Annotated in this window: 29 protein-coding genes; 22 read left to right on the forward strand and 7 right to left on the reverse strand. The window is 65.1% G+C overall.

Annotation, left to right across the window (positions count from 1 at the left end; all coding sequences use genetic code 11):
- The first annotated feature begins 35 nt into the window (after positions 1-35).
- Genes SJY40_RS00165 through dxs form a run of 4 tightly spaced genes read left to right on the forward strand, consistent with a single transcriptional unit; the run spans position 36 to position 4,013 of the window.
- Positions 36-956, forward strand: a complete 921-nt coding sequence (locus tag SJY40_RS00165; protein WP_378941339.1) for a histone deacetylase family protein — start codon at positions 36-38, stop codon at positions 954-956.
- Positions 953-1,189: an exodeoxyribonuclease VII small subunit gene (locus SJY40_RS00170; protein ID WP_108502045.1), complete on the forward strand. Its 237-nt coding sequence runs from the start codon at positions 953-955 to the stop codon at positions 1,187-1,189. Before SJY40_RS00165 ends, SJY40_RS00170 begins: the two co-directional genes overlap by 4 nt.
- Before the next feature lie 14 nt (positions 1,190-1,203).
- Positions 1,204-2,067 carry a polyprenyl synthetase family protein gene (locus SJY40_RS00175; protein WP_378948206.1) on the forward strand — a complete coding sequence of 288 codons (864 nt, stop codon included), beginning with the start codon at positions 1,204-1,206 and terminating at the stop codon, positions 2,065-2,067.
- 29 nt (positions 2,068-2,096) lie between these two features.
- Entirely contained in the window at positions 2,097-4,013 is a 1,917-nt protein-coding gene (gene dxs, locus SJY40_RS00180; protein WP_378941343.1) for a 1-deoxy-D-xylulose-5-phosphate synthase, read from the forward strand.
- Between the two features lie 4 nt (positions 4,014-4,017).
- On the opposite strand, the gene fliP is transcribed toward dxs, so the two are convergent.
- The 4 genes from fliP to fliF are packed head-to-tail and all read right to left on the reverse strand — an operon-like array spanning position 4,018 to position 7,122.
- On the reverse strand, positions 4,018-4,716 hold the full coding sequence (fliP, locus tag SJY40_RS00185) for a flagellar type III secretion system pore protein FliP (RefSeq protein ID WP_378941345.1): 699 nt from the start codon (positions 4,714-4,716) through the stop codon (positions 4,018-4,020).
- Positions 4,713-4,970 (reverse strand): FliM/FliN family flagellar motor switch protein, encoded by a 258-nt coding sequence (locus SJY40_RS00190; RefSeq protein WP_378941348.1) that lies wholly within the window; start codon positions 4,968-4,970, stop codon positions 4,713-4,715. Before SJY40_RS00190 ends, fliP begins: the two co-directional genes overlap by 4 nt.
- Positions 4,958-5,521, reverse strand: coding sequence for a hypothetical protein (locus SJY40_RS00195; RefSeq protein WP_378941351.1), 564 nt, complete (start codon positions 5,519-5,521; stop codon positions 4,958-4,960). The genes SJY40_RS00190 and SJY40_RS00195 overlap by 13 nt, the downstream gene beginning before the upstream one ends.
- 8 nt (positions 5,522-5,529) lie before the next feature.
- The gene (fliF, locus tag SJY40_RS00200; protein WP_378941353.1) at positions 5,530-7,122 is read right to left on the reverse strand and encodes a flagellar basal-body MS-ring/collar protein FliF; all 1,593 of its coding nucleotides are present in this window, start codon (positions 7,120-7,122) and stop codon (positions 5,530-5,532) included.
- 117 nt (positions 7,123-7,239) lie between these two features.
- Here fliF and SJY40_RS00205 point away from each other — a divergent pair, with 117 nt between their 5' ends.
- From SJY40_RS00205 to SJY40_RS00265, 13 genes are all read left to right on the forward strand, one after another.
- Positions 7,240-7,704 carry a flagellar basal body-associated FliL family protein gene (locus SJY40_RS00205; protein WP_378941355.1) on the forward strand — a complete coding sequence of 155 codons (465 nt, stop codon included), beginning with the start codon at positions 7,240-7,242 and terminating at the stop codon, positions 7,702-7,704.
- Positions 7,701-8,051, forward strand: coding sequence for a hypothetical protein (locus SJY40_RS00210; RefSeq protein WP_378941357.1), 351 nt, complete (start codon positions 7,701-7,703; stop codon positions 8,049-8,051). The genes SJY40_RS00205 and SJY40_RS00210 overlap by 4 nt, the downstream gene beginning before the upstream one ends.
- Positions 8,044-8,586, forward strand: coding sequence for a MotE family protein (locus SJY40_RS00215; RefSeq protein ID WP_378941360.1), 543 nt, complete (start codon positions 8,044-8,046; stop codon positions 8,584-8,586). The genes SJY40_RS00210 and SJY40_RS00215 overlap by 8 nt, the downstream gene beginning before the upstream one ends.
- Before the next feature lie 10 nt (positions 8,587-8,596).
- A complete protein-coding gene (gene motA / locus SJY40_RS00220; protein WP_378941362.1) occupies positions 8,597-9,463 on the forward strand; it encodes a flagellar motor stator protein MotA in 867 nt (288 codons plus the stop codon).
- On the forward strand, positions 9,460-9,717 hold the full coding sequence (locus SJY40_RS00225; RefSeq protein ID WP_378941364.1) for a hypothetical protein: 258 nt from the start codon (positions 9,460-9,462) through the stop codon (positions 9,715-9,717). Before motA ends, SJY40_RS00225 begins: the two co-directional genes overlap by 4 nt.
- Positions 9,714-11,789 carry a flagellar biosynthesis protein FlhA gene (locus tag SJY40_RS00230; protein WP_378941366.1) on the forward strand — a complete coding sequence of 692 codons (2,076 nt, stop codon included), beginning with the start codon at positions 9,714-9,716 and terminating at the stop codon, positions 11,787-11,789. Before SJY40_RS00225 ends, SJY40_RS00230 begins: the two co-directional genes overlap by 4 nt.
- The gene (locus tag SJY40_RS00235; RefSeq protein ID WP_378941368.1) at positions 11,789-12,544 is read left to right on the forward strand and encodes a flagellar biosynthetic protein FliR; all 756 of its coding nucleotides are present in this window, start codon (positions 11,789-11,791) and stop codon (positions 12,542-12,544) included. The genes SJY40_RS00230 and SJY40_RS00235 overlap by 1 nt, the downstream gene beginning before the upstream one ends.
- Positions 12,541-13,599: a flagellar type III secretion system protein FlhB gene (flhB, locus tag SJY40_RS00240; RefSeq protein ID WP_378941370.1), complete on the forward strand. Its 1,059-nt coding sequence runs from the start codon at positions 12,541-12,543 to the stop codon at positions 13,597-13,599. The genes SJY40_RS00235 and flhB overlap by 4 nt, the downstream gene beginning before the upstream one ends.
- Positions 13,593-13,964 carry a hypothetical protein gene (locus SJY40_RS00245; RefSeq protein WP_378941372.1) on the forward strand — a complete coding sequence of 124 codons (372 nt, stop codon included), beginning with the start codon at positions 13,593-13,595 and terminating at the stop codon, positions 13,962-13,964. The genes flhB and SJY40_RS00245 overlap by 7 nt, the downstream gene beginning before the upstream one ends.
- A 64-nt stretch (positions 13,965-14,028) precedes the next feature.
- A complete protein-coding gene (gene bioB / locus SJY40_RS00250; RefSeq protein WP_378941374.1) occupies positions 14,029-15,066 on the forward strand; it encodes a biotin synthase BioB in 1,038 nt (345 codons plus the stop codon).
- Positions 15,067-15,097: 31 nt separating this feature from the next.
- On the forward strand, positions 15,098-16,249 hold the full coding sequence (locus SJY40_RS00255; RefSeq protein WP_378941377.1) for an 8-amino-7-oxononanoate synthase: 1,152 nt from the start codon (positions 15,098-15,100) through the stop codon (positions 16,247-16,249).
- The gene (gene bioD / locus SJY40_RS00260) at positions 16,234-16,890 is read left to right on the forward strand and encodes a dethiobiotin synthase (protein ID WP_378941379.1); all 657 of its coding nucleotides are present in this window, start codon (positions 16,234-16,236) and stop codon (positions 16,888-16,890) included. The genes SJY40_RS00255 and bioD overlap by 16 nt, the downstream gene beginning before the upstream one ends.
- On the forward strand, positions 16,887-18,125 hold the full coding sequence (locus tag SJY40_RS00265; protein ID WP_378941381.1) for an adenosylmethionine--8-amino-7-oxononanoate transaminase: 1,239 nt from the start codon (positions 16,887-16,889) through the stop codon (positions 18,123-18,125). Before bioD ends, SJY40_RS00265 begins: the two co-directional genes overlap by 4 nt.
- Here SJY40_RS00265 and SJY40_RS00270 read toward each other — a convergent pair.
- The 3 genes from SJY40_RS00270 to leuC are packed head-to-tail and all read right to left on the reverse strand — an operon-like array spanning position 18,111 to position 21,153.
- Positions 18,111-19,112 (reverse strand): endonuclease/exonuclease/phosphatase family protein, encoded by a 1,002-nt coding sequence (locus SJY40_RS00270; protein ID WP_378941383.1) that lies wholly within the window; start codon positions 19,110-19,112, stop codon positions 18,111-18,113. The genes SJY40_RS00265 and SJY40_RS00270 overlap by 15 nt on opposite strands.
- Positions 19,103-19,708 (reverse strand): 3-isopropylmalate dehydratase small subunit, encoded by a 606-nt coding sequence (gene leuD, locus SJY40_RS00275; RefSeq protein WP_378941386.1) that lies wholly within the window; start codon positions 19,706-19,708, stop codon positions 19,103-19,105. Before leuD ends, SJY40_RS00270 begins: the two co-directional genes overlap by 10 nt.
- Positions 19,709-19,719: 11 nt before the next feature.
- On the reverse strand, positions 19,720-21,153 hold the full coding sequence (leuC, locus tag SJY40_RS00280; RefSeq protein WP_378941388.1) for a 3-isopropylmalate dehydratase large subunit: 1,434 nt from the start codon (positions 21,151-21,153) through the stop codon (positions 19,720-19,722).
- A gap of 420 nt (positions 21,154-21,573) precedes the next feature.
- Between leuC and rsfS the strand changes: the two genes are divergently transcribed.
- From rsfS to SJY40_RS00305, 5 genes are all read left to right on the forward strand, one after another.
- Entirely contained in the window at positions 21,574-21,906 is a 333-nt protein-coding gene (gene rsfS, locus SJY40_RS00285) for a ribosome silencing factor (protein ID WP_378941391.1), read from the forward strand.
- 9 nt (positions 21,907-21,915) lie between these two features.
- Positions 21,916-22,383 carry a 23S rRNA (pseudouridine(1915)-N(3))-methyltransferase RlmH gene (gene rlmH / locus SJY40_RS00290; protein WP_378941393.1) on the forward strand — a complete coding sequence of 156 codons (468 nt, stop codon included), beginning with the start codon at positions 21,916-21,918 and terminating at the stop codon, positions 22,381-22,383.
- Between the two features lie 96 nt (positions 22,384-22,479).
- Positions 22,480-23,994 carry a 2,3-bisphosphoglycerate-independent phosphoglycerate mutase gene (gene gpmI, locus SJY40_RS00295; RefSeq protein ID WP_378941395.1) on the forward strand — a complete coding sequence of 505 codons (1,515 nt, stop codon included), beginning with the start codon at positions 22,480-22,482 and terminating at the stop codon, positions 23,992-23,994.
- Positions 23,991-25,175, forward strand: a complete 1,185-nt coding sequence (locus SJY40_RS00300; protein WP_378941398.1) for a murein hydrolase activator EnvC family protein — start codon at positions 23,991-23,993, stop codon at positions 25,173-25,175. Before gpmI ends, SJY40_RS00300 begins: the two co-directional genes overlap by 4 nt.
- A 16-nt stretch (positions 25,176-25,191) precedes the next feature.
- Entirely contained in the window at positions 25,192-26,598 is a 1,407-nt protein-coding gene (locus SJY40_RS00305) for a S41 family peptidase (RefSeq protein WP_378941400.1), read from the forward strand.
- Position 26,599: the final 1 nt, after the last annotated feature.

The raw sequence follows: 26,599 nt of genomic DNA on the forward strand, positions 1-26,599 counted from the left end.
TGCCCCTAGCTTTGCAGACAGGGCAAGGGGACATCATGGCACGCACCATTCTTTACACGCATGCATCGGCGGCGGGGCATCAGACGCCCCCCGGCCATGCCGAACAGGTTGCCCGTCATCAGGCGGTGTTGGACGCGCTGGCCAATCTTGATCTGGACCGGCGCGAGGCCCCTTTGGGCGCGGATGCCGATGTGCTGAGATGCCATCCGGCGGCCTATGTGCAGGATCTGAGGGAACGGACGCCGCGCAGCGGGACGGTGATGCTGGACGCCGACACCCATCTGTCGCCGGGCGGGCTGACGGCGGCGCTGCATGCCGTCGGCGGGGCCTGTGCTGCCGTCGATGCGGTGCTGCAGGACGGAGGCAACGCCTTCGTCGCCATGCGTCCCCCCGGCCATCACGCCGAAACTGAAACGCCAATGGGGTTCTGCCTGCTGGGGACGGCGGCCATCGCCGCCAAGCGGGCGCTGGACCATCACGGGCTGGATCGCGTGGCGGTGCTGGATTTCGACGTCCATCACGGCAATGGCACGCAGGACCTGCTGTGGAACGATGCGCGGGCGTTCTTTGCCTCCAGCCACCAGATGCCGCTTTATCCGGGGACGGGGGCCGCGTCGGAAACCGGCGCGCATGGCCAGATGGTGAATGCGCCCCTGCCGCCCGAATCGGACGGTGTGCTGGCCCGTGGGGTCTGGGACGACATTCTGGCGCAGGCCCGCGCGCATGACCCGCAGCTGGTGATCATCTCGGCGGGGTTCGACGCCCATGCCGCCGACCCCTTGGCGCAGCTGAACTGGGACGAGGATGATTTCACCGCCATCACCCGCGCCATCTGCGACATGGCGGCAGCTTGCGGTGCCCCGGTGGTATCCTGCCTGGAAGGTGGCTATGATCTGGGCGCATTGGGACGCTCGGCGCGTGCCCATGTCCAAGTGCTGATGGAGACCGCAGAATGAGCGATATCAAGACCCTGTCCTTTGAAGATGCGATGCGGGAACTGGAAGCCACCGTCGGCAAGCTGGAAACCGGCGAGGCCACGCTGGAGGAATCCATCGCGCTTTACGAACGGGGTGCCGCCCTGCGCGCGCATTGCGAAACCCGCCTGCGCGAGGCCGAGGAGCGGGTCGAAAAGATCACCCTGGCCGCCAATGGCCAGCCTACGGGGACCACGCCTGCCGAGGGGCTGTGATGTTGGCCGACCCCATGCAGGCGCGGCTTGCGCAGGTTCAGGACATGGTCCAGGCCGAACTGGCCCGCGCCATCGGTGCCCTGCCACCTGGCGATCTGCGCGACGCGATGGGTTATGCGGTGCGGGGCGGCAAGGGTCTGCGCGGGTTTCTGGTGATGGAATCGGCGCGGCTGCATGGCGTGTCCGACGATGCCGCCCTGCCCGCCGCCGCCGCCGTCGAGGCGTTGCATGCCTATAGCCTGGTCCATGACGACCTACCCGCGATGGATGACGACGACCTGCGTCGCGGCCAGCCGACCGTGCATGTGAAATGGACCGAGGCTACCGCGATTTTGGCGGGCGACGCGCTGCAGACGCTGGCCTTCGATCTGCTGACCGACGACCGGATCGGGGCCGCGCCGTCGCGGCTGCGCCTGGTCGCCGCATTGGCGCAGGCTGCTGGCGCACAGGGGATGGTCTGGGGGCAGGGACTTGATATCGCCGCCGAAACCGCCGGAACGCCGCTGGATCTGGACGCCATCACGCGGCTGCAGGGCGGCAAGACCGGCGCGCTGATCCGCTTTGCCGCCACCGCCGGTCCGCTGATTGCGGGCGATGATCCGACCGCGCTGGACCGTTACGCCGATGCGCTGGGTCTGGCCTTCCAGATCGCCGATGACATCCTTGACGTCACCGGGTCCGAGGCCGTGACCGGCAAGCGCGTCGGCAAGGATGCCGATGCCGGCAAGGCGACCTTCGTGTCGCTGATGGGGCTGGACGGCGCGCAGGCCGAGGCGCGACGACTTGTCACCGCAGGCGCCGATGCGCTGACCGGTTATGGTGAGGACGCCGGAAACTTGCGCCTGCTGGCGCGTTTCGTTATCGAGCGCGACACCTGAACGCCGCCCGCCCCGGAGGAGGGCCAGCCATGACAGACCACCCCAAGACTCCGCTGCTGGACCGGATCACGCTTCCGTCCGACCTGAAATCACTCGACGATCACGACTTGCGGCAGGTGGCCGACGAGCTGCGGTCGGAAACGATCAGCGCGGTCAGCGTGACGGGCGGCCATCTGGGCGCCGGTCTGGGCGTGGTGGAGCTGACCGTGGCGCTGCACGCGGTCTTTGACACGCCGCGCGACAAGATCATCTGGGACGTGGGGCACCAATGCTATCCGCACAAGATCCTGACCGGACGCCGCGACCGCATCCGCACCTTGCGCACGGGCGGCGGTCTGGCCGGCTTCACCAAGCGGGCCGAGAGCGAATATGATCCCTTCGGGGCGGGGCATTCCTCGACCTCGATCTCGGCGGCCTTGGGTTTTGCCACCGCGCGGGACCTAGGCGGCGATCCGGGCGATGCCATCGCCGTCATCGGCGATGGCGCCATGAGCGCGGGCATGGCCTATGAGGCGCTGAACAATGCCGGCCATGAAGGCCGTCGCATGTTTGTTATTCTGAACGACAACGAAATGTCCATCGCCCCGCCGGTGGGCGCGATGTCCTCCTATCTGACACGGCTTTACGCGGGCGGTCCGTTTCAGGAGCTGAAGGCCGTCGCCAAGGGCGCGGTCGGTTTCCTGCCCGATGCTTTCCAGGAAGGCGCCCGCCGCGCCAAGGAAATGCTGAAAGGCATGACCGTCGGTGGCACCTTGTTCGAGGAGCTGGGCTTTTCCTATATCGGCCCTGTCAACGGGCACGACATGGAACAGCTGCTGCCACTGATGCGGACGCTGAAGGCACGCGCTACCGGGCCGGTGCTGATCCATGTGGTGACCAAAAAGGGCAAGGGCTATGCGCCCGCCGAAGGTGCCGCCGACCGTGGCCACGCGCGTGGCCGTTTTGACGTCGTAACGGGCGAACAGGCCAAGGCGAAATCTAACGCCCCCAGCTATACCGCCGTTTTCGCCAGAGCCCTGATGGATGAGGCTGGCCGCGACGACAGCATTGTCGGCGTCACAGCCGCCATGCCCGACGGCACCGGGTTGAAGCAGTTCGCCGAACGTTTCCCGCGCCGCTGCTTTGATGTCGGTATCGCCGAACAGCATGCCGTGACCTTCTGCGCGGGTCTGGCGGCGGGTGGCATGAAGCCGTTCTGCGCGATCTATTCGACCTTCCTGCAGCGCGGTTACGACCAGATTGTGCATGATGTCGCAGTGCAGAACCTGCCGGTGCGTTTCGCCATCGACCGGGCCGGTCTGGTCGGGCAGGACGGCCCGACCCATGCCGGCGCCTATGACATCGCGTTTCTGGCCAATCTGCCAGGTTTCACCGTCATGGCCGCCGCGGATGAGGCTGAATTGGTGCATATGGTCGCCACCGCCGCGGCACATGACAGCGGCCCCATCGCCTTCCGCTTTCCGCGCGGCGAGGGAACGGGCGTAGAAATGCCCGAACGTGGTCAGGTCCTGCCCATTGGCAAAGGCCGCATGATCACCCAAGGCAAGACGGTTGCGATCCTGTCCTTCGGCACCCGCCTGTCCGAGGTGATGACTGCGTGTGAGGCGCTTTCGGCCCGTGGCATCACCCCCACCGTGGCGGATGCGCGTTTTGCCAAGCCGCTGGACCGCGATCTGATCCTGCAACTGGCCCGCGACCATGACGCGCTGATCACCATCGAGGAAGGCTCGGTCGGTGGTTTCGGCAGCCATGTGGCGCAATTGCTAGCCGAGGAAGGCGTCTTCGACACCGGTCTTAAATACCGGTCCATGGTGTTGCCGGATGAATTCGTCGACCATGATGCACCGCGCGCGATGTATGACACCAGCGCGCTGAACGCCGAACATATCGAGGCCAAGGTTCTGTCCGTCCTCGGCATCGACAATCTGGATGCGCAGCGCGCCTGAGCGATCAGGCGTAGCTGCGCACCAGCGCCCCCGCGATCATCGTCCAGCCATCGACCACGACGAAAAATGCCAGCTTGAAGGGCAGTGAGACCACCACCGGTGGCACCATCATCATGCCCATCGACATCAGCACCGCCGAGACGACCAGATCGATGATCAGGAAGGGCAGGGCGATCAGGAAGCCGATCTCGAAGGCGCGCTGGATCTCGGACAGCATGAATGACGGGATCAGCACCGACAGTCGGTCGGCGGCCCCGCCAGCGCCCGGGGCGATCTCGGCCATGGCGGCAAGGGTATCAGGGTCGGTGCGGGCGGACATGAAGCCTTGGAACGGGATGATGCCGCGCTGGAAGGCTTGCGCGATGTCGATCTGACCTTGCTGCAGGGGCAGGCCGGCAGTCTGCCATGCCTCGCGCAGGACGGGGTCCATGATGAACCACGTCAGAAAGATCGACAGGCTGACGATCAGCATATTGGGCGGCGATTGCTGCAACCCGATGGCCTGTCGCAGGATCGACAGCACCGTCACGATGAAGGGGAACGCCGTCACCATGATGGCGATACCGGGGGCCAGCGACAGGCCGGTCAGCGCCAGCACCAGCAGCACGGCATTGTCGCCCAGCCCCGCGCCAAGCGCATCGCCCAACCCTTGGGCCAGCGCCGCATGGGGCAGCAGCGCCAAGACAATCGCAAGCAGGATCACACGGCCCCCGTCGCGCCCAGAACCCGCACGCAGAGGCGATCTTCGGCGGTGCCGTCGCTGGTCAGTTCGCCACGGGCGATGACCTTGTCGCCGACGCAGATCTCGACTCCGTCCTCGATGGCCTGATCCAGCACCAGCACGTCGTCGGTGCGCAGGGCCGACAGCTGCGCGACGGTCTGGCGGGTGCGGCCAAGGCGGATGGTGACCTCGACTTGGATGTTGTCGGTGTCGATCAGATGCATCAGTGAGTCCATGTCGTATCCTCCTCGGTGATTTCGGAGATCAGGGCGCGGATGTCGCCGGTGATGGTTTCGGGGTCCAAAGTGATCCGGCCCCCCTGAAGGGTGACGGTGATCGTATCGGTGGCGGCCGGGGCGATGGCGATCGACTGCAAGCCGGTCTGCGTCAGGCAGCGTTCGACCATATCCCGCATGCGGTCGCTGCAGGTGATCTGGGCGATCAGCGGCGTGGTTTCCTGCGCCAGCCGATCCAATTCCTGCACCAGCGCCTTTTCCAGACGACCCGAGACCTGGGGCGGGGCCATCAGATCCATCATCTGTGTCAGGATCGGGCCAAGGGCGGCGACGGCTTCGGACCGCAGCTGGGCACGGCGGCTTTCATCATCGGCCATGGTGCGGGCCAGCTGGGTCAGCGCGGCATCCAGCGCGCGCAACTGGGCGTCTTGGGACTTCAGCGTCGCTTCCTCGGCGCCTTCGGCAAAGGCGCGATCCAGATCGGCTTGGGTAAAGATCATCGGCGGGGCGTGATCCACCGGGGCGTTGGAGAAGGATTCCAGTTTGAACATGGCCAGGGTCACTTCGCGGTCTCCTTGTTGTCGATCCAGCCCGAGAGGATCTTGGCGCTTTCGTCATGCCGCTCCTTCATCATCGACTTCAGTCGGGCAACGGGATCGGCGGGGGGCAGGGACAGGGGTTGGGACGCAGGCTCGGGCCGGTCATCGGTCAGGGCCGGCGCGGGCGTGCGGGGGGTAACGGGTTCGTCGTCGATGGTGCCGGTCAGCGCGGGCGCCAAGGCGGCGGCATCGGGCGGCGGCAGGCTGTCGTCCAGCATCGGCGCGGGGGTCGTGCGGTTGCGCATGATCGGGCGCAGCAGCAACAGGATGACAGCCAATGCGAAGAAACCGATCAGGGCGATCTTGATCAGATCGTTCACCGCCAGCCGGTCCATGAAGCCCGGCGCGGCAAGGCTGCCGTCCTGCGTCAGATCGGCGAAGGTCAGCGATTTGACCGTCAGTTGATCGCCGCGCGCCTCGTCAAAGCCCACGGCCGAGGCGACCAGTTCGCGCAAGACCTGCAGTTCGGCATCCGAGCGGGGCACCAGCGTCGTCTGGCCGTCGGCATCGGCCTGGGGGATGCCGTTCACCAGCACGGCCACGGTCATGCGGCGGGTCGATCCGGGCTGGCGGGACACTTCGCGGGTGGTGCGGCTGACCTCGTAATTCGTCTGCTGGCGGTTTTCCGACCGGGCGCTTTGCGTCTTGTCGCCGTCCTGCGCTTCTGCATCAGGCAGGTTCGAGGCAGCCGTGACAGCCCCCGCGCCGGACGAGTTGCTGGTATCGGATGTTTCCTCGGTCACGGTGGAAATCATCGCCCGCTGTTCCGGATCAAAGCGCTGTTCGGTCAGCAATTCGGTGTCGGTGACCAGATCCAGGTTCAGCTCGACGATGGCATTGCCGATGCCGACATGCGGTTCAAGGATACGCTCGACATTGCGCTTCATCTCGGCGGCGCGGTCGGCACCGGTCTGGTCGTCATCGGTGGCGACGATGCCGTTCTTGCTGTCTATGACGGTGACGCGATCGGGCTGCATCCCCGGCACGCCTGACGAAATCAGGTATTTCAGTGCCGATGCCTGTTCACGCGTGATGGCGCTGCCCGCCGTCGTCAGCGTGACCGAGGCACTGCCGTTCTGGTCGCGCCGATAGCCGCGCCCGGTTTCGATGGCCAGATGCACACGGGCGGTCCGCACATTGGGCAAGGCCAGAATGGTGCGGGCCAGTTCGCCCTCTTTCGCGCGCCAATAGGCCGCATCGAACATCTGCGAGGTCGTGCCGAAACCCGACATGCCGTCCAGCAGCTCATATCCGGTGCTGCCCGCGGCAGGCAGCCCCTGCGACGCCAGGTCCATCCGCAGACGGTCGCGCTGTTCGGCATCGACCCAGATCGCATCGCCGCGCACCTCATAGGCAACACCCGCACGTTCGATGCCGGCGATCACCTCGCCTGCCTGCGCAGCATCAAGGCCGCCATAGATCAACGACATGCTGGTCCGGCTGGCGAACCAGCCAAAGCCCGCGATGACAAGAAAGGCGGCCAGGAAAGCACCACCAAGGATCATCCGCTGCGCGGACGTTCGCTCGTTCCAGTAATCCTGCAGTTTTTGCAAAACCGTTCCTTTCGAATCATCGCTTCATTGTCGTCGTGACCCTGATTGACATGGGCCACGTTAAGATTCGGTTAGTCGCGTTCTGATATTTCGGTCTGGTCAGGACGGAGAATCACGATGACCGAAACCGCCGAAACCAAACCTCGCAAAAAGGGATTGCTGATCCCGATCGCGGCAACGCTGATCCTTGGGGGCGCGGGGTTCGGATCGACCTATCTGGGGCTGTGGTCGCCGGGTGCCATGCTCTCGGCCCCCGCCGAGGCCAAGGTCGCACATGCCGGATCACAGGTCGAATTCGTCGATATTCCCACGATCGAGATCATCATCCCCGGCGGGCGCGCCCGCAGCCTGATCCTGTCTGCGGCCATCGAAAGCGACACCACCCATAAATCGCAGGTCCAGCATCTGATGCCGCGTGTCTCGGATGCCTTCACAACCTTCCTCTCGGATGTGGACCCGTCGGCCTATGACAAGCGCGGCGTGCTGGAAATCATCCGGACCGAGCTGGTCGCCCGCACCCGTCTGGTCGTCGGCGATGACGCCGTCAAAGACCTGCTGATCACGGAGTTCAGATTCAAATGACCATGGACCACATCCTGCAAGCCATGCTGCTGATCGCCTGCGTGGGGCTTGCCTTTTTCTGCGTCACGCTGACCCGCCGGTTGCGCAAGCTGAACGATCTGGAAAGCGGTCTCGGCGGTGCCATCGCCATCATGGCCGCCGAGGTTGACCGCCTGGAGCGCGCCATCCGTGCCGCCCGGGACGAGGCGACCTCGGCCAGCGAGTTGCTGGCGGATGAGATCGAAACCGCCCGCCGTGAGCGCGCCATCTGGGATCTGCGTCAGCGGATCGGGCTGGCCGCTGATGCGGCACCGAAATCGACGCCGTCGCGTCGTCTGCGCAAGCGTGCCGAGGTGGCCGATGTCTAGGGCCATCCTGCCGGTTCTGGCCGCGCTGTTCGCCCTGCCCGCGGGGGCAATGATCTGGAAGGGTCAGGACTTTGCCCAGATCTTTCAGGCCGTCGCGGGGCCGACCGATCTGCTGGAAGGCTGCACCGACGTCCCCGAAGCGGTGTCCTTGGCCGAGGAACTGCGCGACCGTGCGCTGCGGATCGAACGCTATATGCAGGCGCTGGACCAGCGGAAGGCCGATCTGGACGCCGCCGAGGCGACCCTGCGCACCCGGCTTGGGGAATTGCAGGCCAGCAAGGGGGCCATCAAGGCCAGCCGGAACGGATCGACCGAGGCCGTGCGCACCGACATCGATCGCCTGATCGCGCTTTACGACCAGATGAAGCCCGCCGAGGCTGCCGCGATCCTGACCAATCTTCCCTCGGATTTCGCAGCCGAGATCCTGATGCGCGTCCAGCCCGAGGCAGGTGCCCGCATCATCGCCGCCGTCGAACCCCGTCAGGCCGCGCTGCTGACCGCCCAGATGGGCGCCCGCAGCGTCCGCAAACCATAAGGAATTACATATGTTCGGTTTCGTCGGAATCATCCTGACCATGGTCATGGTCTTTGGCGGCTATCTGCTGGCGGGGGGCAAGATGGGCGTCATCACCCACGCCCTGCCGTTCGAGATGATGATGATCATGGGGGCCGCCATCGGCGCATATCTGCTGTCGAACGACAGTCACACGCTGAAGGCGACGATCGGCGGGCTGATCCGCGCCTTCAAGGGGCCGAAATGGACGGCGCAGGATCATCAGGATGTGCTTTGCCTGATGTTCCAGCTGCTGAAGATCGCCCGCGAAAACCCCGTCGCGCTGGAACAGCATATCGAGACGCCTGCGGAATCGCCTATTTTTGCCGCCTATCCGCGCCTGCAGGCCGATCACCACGTCGTCTCGCTGATTGCGGATACGCTGCGGTCCGCCAGCCTGAATTACGACGATCCCTATCAGGTCGAAGACATGCTGACCCGTCGCATCGCCACCATGAAAGAGGAGGAGATGCACGTCCCCCACGCCCTGCAGAACATGGCCGACGCGCTGCCCGCCCTGGGCATCGTCGCCGCCGTTCTAGGCGTGATCAAGACCATGAGCTCGATTGACCAGCCGCCCTCGGTTCTGGGCAAGATGATTGGCGGGGCGCTGGTGGGGACCTTCTTGGGGGTGTTCCTGTCTTATGGGTTCGTGGCCCCCTTGGCCAACCGCTTGGGCGGCGTCGTCAAGCAGGACATGGGCTTTTACGACGTGATCAAATCGGTACTGGTCGCCGGTCTGCACCAACACGCGACGCCCCTTTGCGTCGAGGTCGGTCGTCAATCCGTCCCCGAGCACGTCCGTCCCAGTTTCGACACGCTGGAAGGCGCGTTGCGCGAATTGAAGAAGGCCGCGTGATGGGGATCGGGGCGATGTTTCTGGTGGCCTCGCTTGCGGCAATGCCCATGCCGCTTGACGAATTCACCGCGCAGGCGAACGGATGGCTGTTGTCGGGCCAGGGCCTGCCGCGCGATTACCGTGTGACGCTGATGCAGATGGACAGCGCCGACCGGATCAGCGCCATCGCCTATCTTCGCCGCATCGGCCTGATGACCGACAGCCCCTGGTCGCTTGACGATCTTCTGCGACCCGCCAAGGAGCCCGCCCGATGAGCGTCGCAAAATCACGCAAGATCATCGATGCGCCGCTGCTGATCACCGGCGGGTTGGTGCTGGCGGTCATATCGCTGGTGATCCCGCTGCCTGCGGGCGTGCTGGATTTCGGCATCGCGGTGTCGATCGCCATGGCGACGCTGGTGCTGGTGATGGCCTCGCTGGTCGATAAGCCCACCGATTTTCAGGCATTTCCGGTGCTGCTGCTGGTTAGTCTGGTCATCCGTCTGTCGCTGAACGTGTCTTCAACCCGGTTGATCCTGACCGAAGGCCAGAACGGCAAAGAGGCTGCGGGCCATGTCATCAACGGCTTTGCCGATTTCGTGGCGGGCGGTTCGATCCTGGTCGGGATCACGGTCTTTGCGGTGATCTCGGTCGTGAACTTCATGGTCATCACCAAAGGCTCGGGCCGCATGGCCGAGGTGGCGGCCCGGTTCGCGCTGGATTCGCTGCCCGGTAAACAACTGGCCATCGACGGCGACCTGAACGCGGGTGCCATCGACCACCACGAAGCCAAGCGCCGCCGCATCCGCGAACAGACCGAGATCAGCTTTTTCGGATCGCTGGACGGGGCCTCGAAATTCGTCAAGGGCGACGCGGTGGCGGGTATCGTCATCACGCTGATCAACCTGATGATCGGTCTGACCGTCGGCATCGTCGTTCATGGCATGCCGCTGTCCGAAGCCGCCTCGACCTATTCCCACCTGACCATTGGCGACGGGCTGGTCACACAGATCCCGGCGCTGATCACCTCGATGGCGGCGGCGCTGCTGCTGTCGCGGGGCGGGGCGACGGAAACGACCGCGAACCTGTTGTCATCCGAATTCATGCGCAGCTGGCAACCCGCTGCCATGGTCGCCGCCGCGATGGTGGTGATCTCCTTCGTGCCGGGCATGCCGCAGATGCTGTTTCTGGGCATCGCGCTGGCGCTGGCCGCAATGGCATGGCGTATCGCCCACCGTCCCGAAAAGCCGGTTGAAATTGCGGATGCGCCCACGACCGAAGCCGCCCCCGCCGCCCGCATCGGCGACGTGCTGGACACCGATGATGTCAGTGTCGAGATCGGGTCCGACCTGATCCTTGTCGCGCTGGATCAGGCACGCGGTCTGGGCAGTCGCATCAGCAACCTGCGCATCCATATCGCCCGCAGCTTCGGCATGGTGCTGCCCGATGTGCGCATCACCGATACTGACGACCTGCCGCCAAGCGATTACCAGATCCGCATTCAGGGCGTGGTGCGCGGGCGGGGCACATTGCATCCTTCGCAGGTGCTGGCGCTTGGGCCGGATGCGGTGCTGGCCGACCTGCGGGGCACCAGCGTCCGCGAACCGGTCTACTCAAGCCCCGCGCGGTGGATCGCCACCGAAGATCAGGACGACGCTTCCGTCATGGGTGCCACCGTCGTCACCCCGATGGAGGTTCTGTCCACCCACCTGATGGAGGTCGTGAAATCGAACCTGCCGGCGCTGTTGACCCTTGGTGCCATGCAGCGCCAGATCGAGGAACTGAAGACCCTGTCCGACACCACCCGGGCCGAGCGGAACCGCAAGTATTTCGACAGCATGATCCCCGAAAAGGTCACGCCCGAAACCCTTCTGGCAATTCTACGCGCACTGTTGGAGGAACGCATCTCGATCCGCAATCTGCCGCTTATCGTCGATGCCATCTGCGAATTCCGCCATGTGGATTCGCCTGAAGTAATCTATGAACTGGTCCGCAAGCGTTTGCGCGGTCAGATCACCCAGCAATATTCCGACGAGGCCGGACGCATCGCCGCCCTGCAGCTGCACCCCGCGTGGGAGGCCGAGTTCGTCCGCGCCGATGCCGAAACGGGGCGGGCAGGCGGCGGGGCCATGACGCCCGATATGTCCAAGCGCCTGCTGGAAGCCGCCCGCAAGGCGGTGTCGCTGGCCGAACCCGTGGCGCGCACCGTTATTGTCGCCCCCGATCACCGCCGCCGGATGATCCGCGCGGTTCTGGGCGCGAACGGCATGTCTGTTCCCGTGCTGGGTCTGGAAGAGGTCAACCCCGCCGCCGAACTGCGGCTGCTTGGCACGATCGAGGCCGCGTGATGTGGCAGCAGCTGCAGGCCATCTTTCCGGGTTTGGACTGGTCGCTTGTGCTGGTCTATGCCCGCGTCCAGGCCTGCGTGCTGATCCTGCCGGGCTTGGGTGAGCGTGTCATCCAGCCGCGCGTCAAGGTCGCCATCGCGCTGGCCATCACGCCCCTGCTGGGCGGTCTGGTTCCGCCCTCGACCATACCCGAGCGGCCCGTGGCGCTGATCGGCGAGATCGCGCCCGAGGTTCTGCTGGGCTTCGCCACCGGCACCATGCTGCGCCTAATGGCGCTGGCCATCGACATCGCCACCACCGCCATCGCGGCCACCGCATCCCTGTCCCAGATCATGGGCATCCAGAACGAGGCCGCGCCCCATCCCATCGGCAACCTCTTCCACCTTGCGGGCATCGCCATCCTGATGGCGCTCGGCCTGCCCGCCATGCTGATCGACCTTATCGCCGACAGCCTGCGTGCTTGGCCCCCCGCCCAATGGCCCGATCCCGCCGTCTTGGCCACGGGGATCGTCACCGTCGTGGCCGACAGCTTCCTTCTGGCGATGATGCTGGCTGCGCCCTTTACCCTTGGCGGCTTCCTGTTTCAGGCGCTGACCGGCGTGATCAACCGGGTGATGCCGGCTTTGCCCGTTGTCTTCATCGGTGCGCCCGCCGCGATCTTTCTGGCGCTGATGGGGCTGGCCGTGCTGTCGCCCATGCTGATCGCGCTTTGGGCCGATGCCGTTCTGTCCTTCATGTTGCCGGTTGCACCATGAGCGAGGACAGCGATGACAAGCAATTCGAGGCCAGCGAACAGAAGCTGACCCAGGCCCGCCAAAAGGGTGATATCCCGCGATCGACCGAGCTGAACGCCGCGACCATGTATCTGGGCGCATTTCTTGCCTTCTCGATGGCCGCTGGTTTTGCGGTGCGGCAGTGGCTGGCCATGGCATCGCGTGCCTTGGGCTCGGAAGGGTGGTCTGATGAAGTCACGGCCACCGCGCGCGACATGGCGGCCTATGCGGGAATGACGGCGGTCGGTCTGGCGGCGCTGCTGGTCGCCGCGATCCTGCTGGGGCTGATCGCCACGCGCGGGCTGATCTTTTCGCCCGAAAAGCTTGCTCTGGACATCAAGCGCATTAACCCGATGAAAAACGCCGGCCAGAAATTCGGGGCAAGCGGGATGGTCACCTTCGGTATCTCGCTTGGCAAGGCGGGGCTGGTCTGCGCGGGGGGCTGGTTCCTGTTCGCCAGCCTGCTGGACCGGATCGCGGGCATGGCGATGTCGGGGGCGCAATGGACCAGCGCACTTGGGACCATCATGGGGCAGGTGCTTTTGCTGGCACTGCTGGTGTCGATCCTGTTCACGGTGCCGGACATCTTGTGGAAATGGTTCGACCATCGCCGCAAGAACCGCATGAGCCGCAAGGAAATGCATGATGAACACAAGGAATCCGAAGGCGACCCGCATCTTAAAGCCGCCCGCCGCCAGCGCGCCGTCGATATCGCGATGCAGCAGATGCTGACGGATGTCGGCAAGGCCGATGTGGTCATCGTGAACCCCACCCATTACGCCGTCGCCTTGCAGTGGAAGCGCGGATCAGGCCGCGCGCCGGTCTGCGTGGCCAAGGGCACCGACGAGGTTGCCGCCCGCATCCGCGCCAAGGCCCGCGAAAGCAACGTGCCGATCTGGTCCGATCCGCCTTGCGCGCGGGCGATCCACGCGCAGGTCAAGATCGGGCATGAAATCGGTCACGATCACTTCGCAGCCGTCGCCGCCGCGATCCGATTTGCCGAAAAGATGCGCATGAAAGCGAGGGCAGGATGGTAGACAGGATCAAACAACTTGCACAGCTGGAGGCCTTGGCCCGCATCCGCGCCGAACGGCAGCTGAAGTCCTTTGCGGCCTTTGCGTCGCATATGACCGCTGCCCATCAGCATGTCGAAACGCTGCGCAATTCGCTGGCACAAAGCTATGCCAGCGTGGCGCCTCTGACCATTCCCGAGGCACGCGCTGCCAATGCGCAGGCCGGACGTGCGGCGCGTGAATTGCGCCACGCCGACCGCGAAATGCAGCAATTGCAGCCTAAATTCGAAGCCGCGCGCAAGGTTGCGGCGACCGAATTCGGCCGCGCCGAGGCGCTGCTGGCGCTGGGGCATAAGGAAAGGCAATGGCGGGATCGGGAACGGTTTTGAGGCAGCCATTGGACAGCCCCCGCGTGGAATGCTAGGCAACAGCAAGCACGCCAAGGGGACTGCCATGCTGCACAGTGATCCGAACACCGAAAACCGCCGCAAGATCTGGACCGCCGAGGAGGCCCGCAGGGTCTTTGAGCAGCCGTTGATGGATCTGCTGTTCGAAGCCCAGACCGTCCATCGCAAGCACTTCGATCCGAACCGGGTCCAGATGAGCCGCCTTCTGTCGATCAAGACCGGTGGCTGCCCCGAGGATTGTTCCTATTGCAGCCAGTCGGCGCGTCATTCGTCGGGCCTGTCCGCATCCAAGCTGCTTGAAGTCGAGCGCGTGTTGGCCGAAGCCCGCCGCGCCCGCGACGCCGGTGCCACGCGTTACTGCATGGGGGCCGCCTGGCGCAGTCCCAAACAGCGCGATATGCCGCAGATCGTCGCCATGATCGAAGGCGTCAAGGCGCTTGGCATGGAAACCTGCATGACGCTTGGCATGCTGGACGCCGATCAGTCCAGCCAGTTGGCTGAGGCGGGTCTGGATTACTACAACCACAATATCGACACCTCGGAAGCCTATTACGGCAACGTCATCACGACGCGCACCTTTGCCGACCGGATGGAGACATTGGCCAATGTCCGCGCCAGCGGCATGAAGGTTTGCTCGGGCGGGATTCTGGGTCTGGGCGAGGGTCAGCAGGACCGCGTCAACATGCTGGTGACGCTGGCCAATCTGGAAGAAGCGCCCGACAGCGTGCCGATCAACATGCTGATCCCCGTCGCAGGCACCCCGATGGAGGATGCGGCGCCCGTCGATCCCATCGACTTCGTGCGCACCATCGCCACCGCCCGCATCATGATGCCGACCAGCCATGTCCGCCTGTCGGCTGGCCGCACCGCAATGTCGGATGAGATGCAGGCGATGTGCTTCTTTGCGGGTGCGAACTCGATCTTCGTGGGCGACACGCTTCTGACCAAGGACAACCCCGAGGAAGAGGCCGATATGGTCCTGTTCGCCAAGCTGGGGCTGGAGCCGATGCGCGCGCATGAACATGCGCCCGAACCGGTGGAAGCCGCCGCACCGCGCGACCCCGCAATCCCGATCCTGCGATAGGACCGGGGGCCGCCGGAACGACCACAGATGCATGATGGGGCAGGGCGCTTTGGACCGATTGGCAGGCTATCGGCGCGACCTTGAAGGTCTTGCCGCGGATGCGCGTTTGCGGGGACTGTCCCCGCGGCGCGGTATCGATTTTTCATCGAACGACTACATCGGCCTGGCGCAGTCGGACCGTTTGGTCCGGGCTGCGCGCGATGCTTTGGATCGCGGCGTGCCGGTGGGCGCTGCGGGATCGCGTCTGTTGCGCGGCAATACCGACCCGCAGCAGGACTTCGAAGACGCCGCCGCGCGGTTCTTCGGGGCCGAGGCCGCCTTGGGGTTCGGCGGTGGTTATGTCGCGAATTTTGCCGTCCTGACGACCCTGCCGCAGCGCGGTGACCTGCTGCTAATGGATGCGCTGTCCCATGCCAGCACCCATGAAGGCGCGCGGGCCGGGCGGGCGCAGGTGGCGCAGTTCCGCCACGGCGACGTCGGGCATGCCTCGGATGTGATCGACGACTGGCGGGCGGCGGGAAATACCGGCTCTGTCTGGATCACGGTCGAGAGCCTTTACAGCATGGACGGCGATGTCGCGCCCTTGGACGACCTGATGGCGCTGGCCGACCGCCACGGCTTCCTGATGGTCGACGAGGCGCATGCCACCGGCGTTTACGGTCCCCAAGGGCGCGGATTGGCGCATCATCTGGAGGGCCGCGACAATGTCGTGACGCTGCATACGCTCGGCAAGGCGTTGGGTGGCTCGGGCGCGCTGATCTGCGGGTCGCGGGTACTGATCGATTTCCTGATCAACCGCTGTCGGCCATTTATCTTCGCGACCGCGCCATCGCCCCTGATGGCCGCCGTCGGAACCGAGGCGCTGGCCATATTGCGCGACGAGCCTTGGCGGCAGGAAGCCCTGCAGACCCATATCAGGTCCTTCGGCGCGCAGATGGCGCAGCGTTTGCCGCAGGTGCCCCTCAGCGGCAGCCAGATCGTGCCGCTGATCGTGGGGCCGAATGCGCCGACGATGGAATTGGCGGCGGCCCTGCAGGCCCGCGGCTTCGACGTGCGCGGCATCCGCCCCCCGACGGTGCCCGAGGGCACATCGCGTCTGCGGGTGTCGCTGAATTTGAATGCCAGCCCCGATGATGTCATCGCGCTGGCCGAAACGCTTGAGGAACTATGGCCAGAATCGTGATCACCAGCACCGGCACCGATGTCGGCAAGACGGTGTTTTCCGCAGGCCTTTGCGGGCTGATCGGGGCGGATTACTGGAAGCCCCTGCAATCGGGGCTGGCGGGCAATGTGCCCAACCCCGATCCGCGTGTCGAGGCGGACCCCAGCCCCGAAAGCGACCGCGCCGAGGTGGCACGCCTCTCCGGCGCCCGCACCCACCCCGAGGCCTATATGCTGTCCCAGCCCCTGTCCCCCCATCGCGCGGCGGAACTGGACGGCGTGGATATCGACGCCGCCCGCTTGACCCCGCCCGATGCTGCCGATCTGGTGATCGAAGGGGCCGGGGGCGCGCTGGTGCCGATCACCCGCCGGATGCTGTTTGCGGATCTGTTCGCGCAATGGCAGCTGCCGGTGGTGCTGGTCGCCTCGACCGGGCTGGGGACCATCAGCCACAGCCTCTCGGCGCTGGAAAGCCTGCGTGCGCGCAAGGTGCCGGTGCTGGGCGTGGCCTTCATGGGCGAGGATAATCCCGACAACATGGCGACCATCGGCCAGATCGGTCGGGTCAAGGTCCTGGGCCGCCTGCCCATGCTGCCGACCCTGGACCGCGACAGCCTGTCCGCCGCCATGACCGCCAATTTCGACCCGAAGGATTTTGCATGACAAGCGCCGTCTGGCACCCGTTCTTCCAACACGCGACCGAACCCGATCCCGTCCGCGCGATCAGCAGCGAAGGCGCCTATCTGCAAACCGACCGCGGGCCGTTGCTGGATGCCGTCAGCAGCTGGTGGGTGGTCACGCATGGCCACAACCAGCCCGAAATCGTGCAGGCCATTCGCGAGACTGCTGGGCATCTGGATCAGGTGATCTTCGCCGGTCTGACCCATCAACCGGCCGAGGATCTGGCCTCTGCGCTGGTCAAGATGGCGCCTGCAGGGCTGGACCATGTCTTCTACAGCGACAGCGGATCGACCGCGGTCGAGGTCGCGCTGAAGATGGCGCTTGGCTATTGGAAGCACGAGGGTGACGGTCGCAACCGGATTGCGGTCATCGAGGACAGCTATCACGGTGACACCATCGGCACGATGAGCGTGGGCGAGCGTGGCGTCTTCAACGCCGCCTACGACCCGCTGATGTTCGGCGTTGACCGCCTGGCTTTCCCGACCGGTAACGGGTCGAACACGCTGGACGCCTTTGAGACACTGGCCGCGACCGGCAAGATGGCCGCCCTGATCATCGAACCGCTGATCCTAGGCGCAGGCGGCATGCGCGTTTATTCCGCCGACGTTCTGGCGGGGCTGCGGGCGATCTGCGACCGCCACGACGTGCTGATGATCGTGGACGAGGTGATGACCGGCTGGGGTCGGACGGGTCGGCTGTGGGCCTGCGACCATGCAGGCATCAGCCCCGACATCATGTGCACCTCGAAGGGGCTGACGGGGGGCGTGATCCCCTTGGCCGTGACCTTGGCATCCGCGCGGGTCTTTCAGGCGCATCATTCGACGGATCGGCGGCGGACATTCTATCACTCCTCCAGCTATACGGCGAACCCGATTGCCTGTGCGGCGGCGCTGGCACAGGTCCGTCTGTGGCAGGGCAGTCCGATGCAGGACCGGCTGGACGGGCTGGTGGCCATGCAGGGTGAACGACTGGCAGCGCTGGCACAGGATGCGCGGTTTGAAAACCCGCGTCAATGCGGCACCATCGCGGCGATCGATCTGAAGGTCCCCGAAGGCGGCTATCTGTCCGAGGTCGGTCCGCGTCTGCGTGCCCATTCCATCGAACGGGGCGTGCTGCTGCGGCCCTTGGGAAATACGGTCTATGTCATGCCGCCCTATTGCGTGACGGCGGCGGATCTGGACAAGGCCTGGGGCGCCATCTCCTCATTCCAGGTTTAGGTCCAGCCACACAAGACGCCGGTGCGAGGCGGTGGCGACCGCCTCGGCCAGCGGATCGCCCGGGGCGGGCCAGAGGACGCCCGATCCGGTGACGGTCAGCCCCTGCGCGGGCAAGATGTAATCCAGCCGCAGATTGCCGGGCGGGCGGGAGTATTCCGCCGTGTCGAACGCAGGGTCGCCCTTTTGCCCCGCATTCGGCCCGTCCTGAGGCGGCTGCCATGCCCCGCGCGGCTGGCTGTCCTGCGTGACCTTCAGCAACGCGCGCAGGGAGGACGGATCGCCATCGCCATCCTGCGGATCGACGTTCAGATTGCCGATGATGGCGAAGGGTGCGTCGGGCAGGTGGGCCAGCCAGAAGATCGCCTCATCATGGTTGCGGGCGATGTTGCGCGGCTCGAAGGCGGGGGGCGTTGCGGCCATCGCCAGCAGATGCAGCGGACCGACCTGCACATCCCAATGCGAGGATGAGGACAGGCGCTGCACATTCGCATGATCGCTGTCGGGCATGCTGTTGCCCGCCATGTCGCGCCACAGGGTCGGCGTGTAATCCGTCACCGCACCGATGGGCTGACGCGACAGGATCGCCAGCCCCGCGCTGCCGGTGAAATCGCCATAGCCCTGCGCGTCGCGGGCTTCGCCCAAGCGCCCGTTGCCGTCCAGATCCAGACCGACCTGCAGGCCGCGATTGCCCTGCGGGGCAAAGCTGTGGGGCATGGCATGACCCTGATCGGCCAGGACCCCCTGAAAGGCAGTCAAGGCGCGTCCCTCAAGGTCCCAGTCAAAGCCGGTCAGCAGGATCACGTCCGGGGCGGTGGCGGCGATCACTTGTGCCGCGGCCAGCACCTGCGGATCGCCCTTGCCGATGTCGCGCAGCAAAAGACCCGGACCCTTTCGCGAAAGGCCCGGGTCCCATGTGGCAAGTCGCAGCGCCTCTGCCTGCGCGGACAGACCCAGCAGGCAGAACGCTGCGGCCAGCTTCAGATCCAAGGGCGCGCCTGCGCCATCTGGTCTTCGAAGGTATCGATGGACGCGGCCTTTTCCATCGTCAGCCCGATGTCATCCAAACCGTTCAGCAGGCAATGCTTGCGGAAGGCGTCCACCTCGAAAGGATAGACGGTGCCATCGGGGCTGGTGACGGTCTGGCTTTCCAGATCGACGGTGACGCGGGCATTGGCGCCATTGGCGGCATCCTCGGTCAGGGCGTTGACGGCGGATTGCGGAAGCGCGACGGGCAGGATGCCGTTCTTGAAGCAGTTGTTGAAGAAGATGTCGGCAAAGCTGGTCGAGATGACGCAGCGAATGCCGAAATCCAGCAATGCCCAAGGCGCATGTTCGCGCGACGAACCGCAGCCGAAGTTATCGCCCGCGATCAGGATTTCCGCGTCGCGATAGGCGGGCTGGTTCAGGACGAAATCGGGGATCTCGTTTCCGTCGCGGTCATAGCGCATCTCGTCGAAGAGGTTCACCCCAAGGCCCGACCGCTTGATGGTCTTCAGGAACTGCTTGGGGATGATCATGTCCGTGTCGATGTTGACCAGCGGCATGGGGGCCGCGATGCCCGTCAGGGTGGTGAACTTATCCATGATGGGCGTCCTTATGCCAGTTCTTTGGCGAATTCGCGGATGTCGACAAGATGTCCGCAGACACCGGCGGCGGCGGCCATGGCGGGCGACATCAGGTGCGTGCGCCCCTTGTAGCCCTGACGACCTTCGAAATTGCGGTTGCTGGTGGCCGCGCAGCGTTCGCCCGGTGCCAGCTGGTCGGGGTTCATGCCCAGACACATGGAACAACCCGCAAGACGCCATTCGAAACCGGCGTTCATGAAGATGACGTCCAGACCCTCTTCCTCGGCTTGGGCGCGAACAAGGCCCGATCCGGGGACGACCATGCCGCGTACGCCATTGGCCAGCTTGCGGCCCTGCAGAACCTCGGCTGCGGCGCGCAGATCCTCGATCCGGCCGTTGGTGCAGCTGCCGATGAAGACCGCGTCGATGGTGATGTCGGTCAGGGGCGTACCTGCCGTCAGCGCCATGTAATCAAGGCTGCGGCGTGCCGCATCGACCTTGCCGCCCGTAAAGCTCTCGGGGGCGGGGACATTGGCGGTGATGGGCAGGGCGTCCTCGGGGGATGTGCCCCAGGTGACGGTGGGGGCGATGTCCTCGCCGCGGATGGTCAGCACCTTGTCGAAATGCGCGCCTTCGTCGGAGAAAAGCGTCTTCCACCAGGCGACGGCGGCATCCCATTGCGCGCCCTTCGGGGCATGCGCCCGACCCTTGACATAGTTGAAGGTGGTCTCATCCGGCGCGATCAGGCCTGCGCGGGCGCCGCCTTCGATGGCCATGTTGCAGATGGTCATGCGGCCTTCCATCGACAGGTTGCGGATCGCCTCGCCGCAATATTCGATGACATGGCCGGTGCCGCCCGCCGTGCCGGTTTCGGCGATGATGCGCAGGACGATGTCCTTGGCGGTGACGCCGGGCGCGATGCGGCCGGTGATTTCCACCTTCATGTTCCGGGACTTGCCTTGGATCAAGGTCTGGGTGGCCAGTACATGTTCGACCTCGGAGGTGCCGATGCCATGGGCCAGCGCGCCGAAGGCGCCGTGGGTGGCCGTGTGGCTGTCGCCGCAGACGACGGTCATGCCGGGCAGGGTCCAGCCCTGTTCGGGGCCGACGATATGCACGATCCCCTGGCGGATGTCGTTCACGGGGTAATAGTTCACGCCGAATTCGCGGGCGTTCTTGTCCAGCGCATCGACCTGGATGCGGGACTCGGGGTTCTCGATCCCGGTCTGGCGGTCCAGCGTCGTCGGCACGTTGTGATCGGGCACCGCGATGGTGCGTTCGGGGGCGCGGACCTTGCGGCCGGTCATGCGCAGACCTTCGAAGGCCTGTGGGCTGGTCACTTCATGGACCAGGTGGCGGTCGATATACAGAAGGCAGGTGCCGTCGTCCTGGCGTTCGACGACATGGGCGTCCCAGATCTTGTCATAAAGCGTGCGCGGCGCGGCGGCTGCGGGAATTGTCATGGCTGAGGTCTTTCGGCTGTGATGCAGGGTGCGGGCATGGACAAGCGGCGGGAAAACCCCGCAAGCCGATCAGCCCCGCGCGGTCACGCAGAGCGTTTCGCCATAGAATTGCTGCGGCAGTCGCGCGCGATCATGAATGTCGAAGAAACGCATCATCCCGCAAGATTAGGCAATCGGCGGTGCAGTATCAAGGCCTGCGCGGGGGCTGGACGGCCTGTCGTGAAGATTGCCGAAAGGAAAAGCCAGCCAGCGATTGAGATGGGGCGAAAAGATGCTATGTTAAAGGGACCCCTGCGCCGGGGGTCATCGGCGCGCTGACCGGAGGATATAACCCTGTCACAAGACGTCCCGTCGGCCCAGGGGCCGGCCACGACCGCTGCGAAAGGCTCGCTGACCAGCGACCAGGTTCTTTCGCTTGTTATGACTTCGCTGGATGATGACAAGGCCGAAGAGGTCGTCAGCATCGATCTGCGGGGCCGCTCTGCCATGGCCGATCACATGGTGATCGCTTCGGGACGCAGTTCCCGTCAGGTGGGCGCCATCGCGGAAAAGCTGGCCGACCGGGTCAAGCATGCCACGGGCCGTAGCCCCCGCATTGAAGGCAAGGAAGCCGGCGATTGGGTGCTGATCGACACCGACGACGTGATCGTCCATGTCTTCCGCCCCGAGGTCCGCGACTTCTATCAGCTGGAGAAGATGTGGATGCCTGCGGACGCCTTGTCCCGCGTGCGCGACGATCACCTTCAGCCGTAAGGCGCGGCCATGCGGATCGACATCGCCGCCGTCGGGCGGCTTCGCAAGGGCCCCGAGGCGGCGTTGATCGCCGATTACCTCGACCGCTTTGCAAAGACGGGCCGCAGCCTTGGGCTGCCGGCCGTTTCCGTCATTGAGGTCGAGGATAAACGCGGTCTTGGCATGAAGGCCGAGGCTGACCTGCTGACCCGCGCACTGCCATCAGGTGCCGCGTTGGTCATGATGGACGAACGCGGCGACCAGCCCCTGTCGCCCGATTTCGCGGCCCGCCTTGGCGGGTGGCGCGATGAAGCACGCGATGTCTGCTTTGTCATCGGCGGCGCGGACGGGCTGGACCCGGACATGCGCGCCCGCGCCGATTGGTCGATCAGCTTCGGGCGCATGGTCTGGCCGCATATGCTGGTGCGCGTCATGCTGGCCGAACAACTGTATCGTGCAGCCACCATCCTGTCGGGCTCGCCCTATCATCGCGCCTGAAGGTGCGTCTTGCAGGCAATGCATCGCTGCGCGCCTGCACGCTTGGTTGCCGTCGGGCATCCGCAGGCGTAAGAGGAAGAAAACCGCGAGGCAATCATGACCAAACCCGTGATCCTGTGCATTCTGGATGGTTGGGGCCTGTCCGACCGCCCCGATCAGAGCGCACCCGACCAGGCCGCGACGCCGAACTTCGACCGCCTGATGCGCGACTGTCCCAATGCGACGCTGGTGACCTATGGTCCCGATGTGGGCCTGCCCCGCGGCCAGATGGGCAATTCCGAGGTCGGTCACACCAATATCGGTGCCGGTCGCGTGGTAGCGATGGATCTGGGTCAGATTGATCTTGCGATCGAGGAAGGCAGCTTTGGCAAGAACGATGCGCTGCTGGACTTCATCGACCGCATGAAGGCCTCGGGCGGGACGGCGCATATCATGGGCGTCGTGTCCGACGGTGGCGTGCATGGTCATCTGCAGCATATGCTGGCCGCGGTGAAGATCGTCAGCGATGCCGGCGTGCCGGTCGTCATCCATGCGATCACCGATGGCCGCGACGTGGCACCCAGCTCGGCCCATGGCTATCTGACCGAATTGCAAGGCGCGATGCCCAAGGGCGCGCGGATCGGCACGGTTGTCGGGCGTTATTTCGCCATGGACCGTGACAACCGTTGGGACCGTGTCGAACAGGCGTTCGGCGCGATGGTCGCGGGACGGGGCACGGATGCCGCCACCGCCGAGGATGCCGTCGTCGCCGCCTATCAGGACGGCAAGACCGATGAATTCATCCCGCCCTTCGTCATCGACGGCTATAACGGCGCGCAGGATGGGGACGGGCTGTTCTGCCTGAACTTCCGTGCCGACCGTGCACGGGAAATCCTGTCGGCACTGGCCGATCCCGATTTCGACGCCTTCGATGCCAGCGACCGTCCAGAATGGGCAGGCGTGCTGGGCATGGTCGATTACAGCAGCCGCCACAATGATTTCATGCAGACCGCCTATCCCAAGACGCAGGTGGTCAACACTCTTGGTGCTTGGGTGGCCAGCAAGGGGCTGCGCCAGTTCCGGCTGGCCGAAACCGAGAAATACCCCCATGTCACCTTCTTCCTGAATGGTGGCAAGGAAACCCCCGAAGAGGGCGAAGACCGCCACATGCCGCAAAGCCCCAAGGTCGCGACCTATGACATGGCGCCCGAGATGGCCTCGGTCGAAGTGGCGGACAAATTGGTCGAGGTGATCGGCGCGGGCTATGACCTGATCGTCGTTAATTTCGCCAACCCCGACATGGTCGGCCATACCGGCAGCCTGGAGGCCGCCGCCCGCGCCTGCGAGGCCGTGGATCAGGGTCTGGGCCGCATGCTGGAGGCTTTGGACAAGGTCGGCGGGGCCGCCGTCATCTGCGCCGATCATGGCAATTGCGAACAGATGATCGACCCCGATACCGGCAATGCCCATACCGCACATACGCTGAACCCCGTGCCGGTCATCGTCTATGGCGGTCCGGCGGATGCATCCGTTCGCGCGGGCCGTCTGGCCGATCTGGCGCCGACGGTGCTGGACCTGATGGGGTTGCCCCTTCCGGCAGAGATGACCGGCGAAAGTCTGATCACCACATGACGCCTCGCGCCCTTGTTGCTGCAGCCCTTGTCGGGTTTGCGCTGATGTCGCCCGCCCATGCGCAGGATGGCATCAACCCCGCCAATCAGGCGGTGCGTGACGCGGAAAGCGCCGCGGCCATGCTGCGCGCATCCATTGGGGAACTGGCCGATGCCGTGACCGCCGATGATCAGGTCGTCGCCCTGACCGAGGTGATCCGCGGCTATGAAACCGGTCTTGCTGCTCTGCGCGACGGGCTGCGCCAAGCCAGCGCGCGCGAGGCGGAACTGCGTACCCGCTTCGATGCGCAGCGCGATCAGCTGGGGCAGGTGCTGGGGGCCATGACCGCGCTGCAGCAAAGCCCCGAAAGTACAATGCTGCTGCATCCGGCGGGCGCGCTGGCCAATGCGCGATCCGCGATGTTGCTGTCGGGCGTCACCCCCGGCCTGCGCGCCGAGGCCGAAGCGCTGCAGGGCGATCTGGATGAAATCGCCACGGTCCGCGAATTGCAGGCCAATGCGGCGGGGATGCTGGGGTCGGGCCTTGCCTCGGTCCAGGAGGCACGGCGCCTTCTGTCCAGCGCCGTCACCGACCGCAGTTCGATGCCGGTGCGTTTTGCCGAAGACCCCGAAGAACTGAGCGCCCTGCGTCAGGCTGCGCAGACGCTGGATGATTTCGCCACCGGCATCGCCAAGATGGAAAAGGACGTGGGTGCGCCCATGGACGATTTCGAAAGCGCGCAGGGCAGTCTGCGCCTGCCGGTCGTGGGATCGGTGCTGCGGCCTTATGACGAACCCGACGCCGCGGGCGTCAAGCGTCCGGGCTGGATCATCGCCACCGCCCCCGCCGCGCTGGTGCAGACGCCCTGGCCTGCGACAATTCGCTATCGCGGTCCCTTCCTAGATTACGGCAATGTGATGATCGTGGAACCGGCGCGCGGCTATCTTATGATCTTCGCGGGGCTTAGCCAGGTCTTCGGAGAGGTCGGCGACGTGCTGAAGGCCAGCGATCCCGTAGGTCTGATGGGCGGGGCCGAGGCGCCCGCACAGGAATTCGGATCGCAATTCGTCGCGGATGCCGCCCGCGGCGATCAGGCCGGACGCAGTGAGTTGCTGTATCTTGAACTGCGCCGCGGCAATGAAACGCTGGACCCGGCCGACTGGTTCGTGCTGAATCCATTCGTTGACCCGCAACAGGACTGAGGCAGGAAAGGCCGCCATGAGACATTATCTGATCGCAGGACTGGGGGGCGTTCTTGCGGGGGCGCTGGCAACGACCCAGATCGCCGGACCGCTTATGGCGCAGGAAGCCGGACGCAACACCGCCACCTATGAACAGCTTGAGCTGTTCGGCAACATCTTCGAACGCATCCGCGCCGATTACGTCGAGGCGCCCGACGACAAGGAACTGGTCGAGGCCGCCATCAACGGCATGCTGACCTCGCTTGATCCGCATTCCAGCTTCCTGTCGGCCGATGCCTATTCCGACATGCAGACCCAGACTCGCGGCAGCTTCGGCGGCCTTGGCATCGAGGTCAGTCAGGAAGAGGGCATGGTCAAGGTCGTGTCGCCCATCGACGACACCCCCGCAGCCGAAGCCGGAGTGCAATCGGGCGATTTCATCACCCATGTGAACGGCGAATCGCTGCTGGGCCTGAACCTTGATGATGCGGTGGAAATGATGCGCGGCCCCGTCGGGTCGGAAATCACCATCACCATCCTGCGCGAAGGGGAATCCGAACCCTTCGATCTGACCATGTCCCGCGACACGATCAAGCTGACCGTCGTGCGGTCGCGCGTCGAGGGCCACGCGGTCGTTCTGCGCGTGTCCACCTTCAACGATGAAACCTATGACACGCTGAAGGCCGAGCTGGCCAAGGCCGTCGAGGAAGCCGGCGGCATCGACAAGGTCACGGGCTTTGTGCTGGACCTGCGCAACAACCCCGGCGGTTTGCTGAACCAGGCGATCAGCGTCAGCGACGCCTTCCTGGATGCGGGCGAAATCGTCAGCACCCGCGGCCGCAACTCCGAAGACAGCGAACGCTGGAACGCCGAGGAAGGCGATCTGGCCGAGGGCAAGCCGATGGTCGTGCTGACCAACGGCGGCTCGGCCAGTGCGTCGGAAATCGTGGCGGGTGCGCTGCAGGATCACCGCCGTGCGATCGTCGTGGGTGAGAAATCCTTCGGCAAGGGCAGCGTCCAGACGGTCATGCCCGTCACCTCGGACAGTGCGATCCGTCTGACGACGGCGCGCTACTACACGCCCTCGGGCCGGTCGATCCAGTCGCTTGGCATCCAGCCCGACATCCTTGTGGCCCAGCCCGCCCCCGCCAAACCCGAGGAAGAGGAAGAATCGCGCACCAACAGCAGCTTCAGCCGCTCGGAGGCGGATCTGCGTGGCGCGCTTGGCAACGACATCAGCGATGACGACCGCAAGCAGATCGAGGATGAGGCCGCCGAGGTCGAAGCCACCGCTGCCCTGCGCGACGAGGATTACCAGCTGGCCTATGCCGTCAACATCCTGAAGGGTCTGGCCGCCGTCAGCTTTACCGCCGATGACGTGCCCGCCACCGAAACCCCCGCTGCCAATGCCGAACCGGCCAGCGGCGACGCGGACAAGGGGTAAC

The sequence above is a fragment of the Paracoccus sp. R86501 genome, assembly GCF_042466435.1.
Taxonomy (GTDB): domain Bacteria; phylum Pseudomonadota; class Alphaproteobacteria; order Rhodobacterales; family Rhodobacteraceae; genus Paracoccus.

Bases quoted from the DNA above. Each gene is read 5' to 3' on its own strand.
- SJY40_RS00305 (WP_378941400.1), top strand. From the start codon at position 25,192: ATGAGACATTATCTGATCGCAGGACTGGGGGGCGTTCTTGCGGGGGCG.
- SJY40_RS00170 (WP_108502045.1), top strand. From the start codon at position 953: ATGAGCGATATCAAGACCCTGTCCTTTGAAGATGCGATGCGGGAACTG.
- SJY40_RS00195 (WP_378941351.1), bottom strand. From the start codon at position 5,521: ATGTTCAAACTGGAATCCTTCTCCAACGCCCCGGTGGATCACGCCCCG.
- rsfS (WP_378941391.1), top strand. From the start codon at position 21,574: ATGACTTCGCTGGATGATGACAAGGCCGAAGAGGTCGTCAGCATCGAT.
- rlmH (WP_378941393.1), top strand. From the start codon at position 21,916: ATGCGGATCGACATCGCCGCCGTCGGGCGGCTTCGCAAGGGCCCCGAG.
- SJY40_RS00235 (WP_378941368.1), top strand. From the start codon at position 11,789: ATGTGGCAGCAGCTGCAGGCCATCTTTCCGGGTTTGGACTGGTCGCTT.
- SJY40_RS00190 (WP_378941348.1), bottom strand. From the start codon at position 4,970: ATGGACTCACTGATGCATCTGATCGACACCGACAACATCCAAGTCGAG.
- SJY40_RS00210 (WP_378941357.1), top strand. From the start codon at position 7,701: ATGACCATGGACCACATCCTGCAAGCCATGCTGCTGATCGCCTGCGTG.
- bioD (WP_378941379.1), top strand. From the start codon at position 16,234: ATGGCCAGAATCGTGATCACCAGCACCGGCACCGATGTCGGCAAGACG.
- bioB (WP_378941374.1), top strand. From the start codon at position 14,029: ATGCTGCACAGTGATCCGAACACCGAAAACCGCCGCAAGATCTGGACC.
- flhB (WP_378941370.1), top strand. From the start codon at position 12,541: ATGAGCGAGGACAGCGATGACAAGCAATTCGAGGCCAGCGAACAGAAG.
- motA (WP_378941362.1), top strand. From the start codon at position 8,597: ATGTTCGGTTTCGTCGGAATCATCCTGACCATGGTCATGGTCTTTGGC.
- SJY40_RS00300 (WP_378941398.1), top strand. From the start codon at position 23,991: ATGACGCCTCGCGCCCTTGTTGCTGCAGCCCTTGTCGGGTTTGCGCTG.
- gpmI (WP_378941395.1), top strand. From the start codon at position 22,480: ATGACCAAACCCGTGATCCTGTGCATTCTGGATGGTTGGGGCCTGTCC.
- SJY40_RS00205 (WP_378941355.1), top strand. From the start codon at position 7,240: ATGACCGAAACCGCCGAAACCAAACCTCGCAAAAAGGGATTGCTGATC.
- dxs (WP_378941343.1), top strand. From the start codon at position 2,097: ATGACAGACCACCCCAAGACTCCGCTGCTGGACCGGATCACGCTTCCG.
- SJY40_RS00245 (WP_378941372.1), top strand. From the start codon at position 13,593: ATGGTAGACAGGATCAAACAACTTGCACAGCTGGAGGCCTTGGCCCGC.
- SJY40_RS00265 (WP_378941381.1), top strand. From the start codon at position 16,887: ATGACAAGCGCCGTCTGGCACCCGTTCTTCCAACACGCGACCGAACCC.
- SJY40_RS00165 (WP_378941339.1), top strand. From the start codon at position 36: ATGGCACGCACCATTCTTTACACGCATGCATCGGCGGCGGGGCATCAG.
- leuD (WP_378941386.1), bottom strand. From the start codon at position 19,708: ATGGATAAGTTCACCACCCTGACGGGCATCGCGGCCCCCATGCCGCTG.
- SJY40_RS00255 (WP_378941377.1), top strand. From the start codon at position 15,098: ATGATGGGGCAGGGCGCTTTGGACCGATTGGCAGGCTATCGGCGCGAC.
- SJY40_RS00175 (WP_378948206.1), top strand. From the start codon at position 1,204: ATGCAGGCGCGGCTTGCGCAGGTTCAGGACATGGTCCAGGCCGAACTG.
- leuC (WP_378941388.1), bottom strand. From the start codon at position 21,153: ATGACAATTCCCGCAGCCGCCGCGCCGCGCACGCTTTATGACAAGATC.
- SJY40_RS00215 (WP_378941360.1), top strand. From the start codon at position 8,044: ATGTCTAGGGCCATCCTGCCGGTTCTGGCCGCGCTGTTCGCCCTGCCC.
- SJY40_RS00230 (WP_378941366.1), top strand. From the start codon at position 9,714: ATGAGCGTCGCAAAATCACGCAAGATCATCGATGCGCCGCTGCTGATC.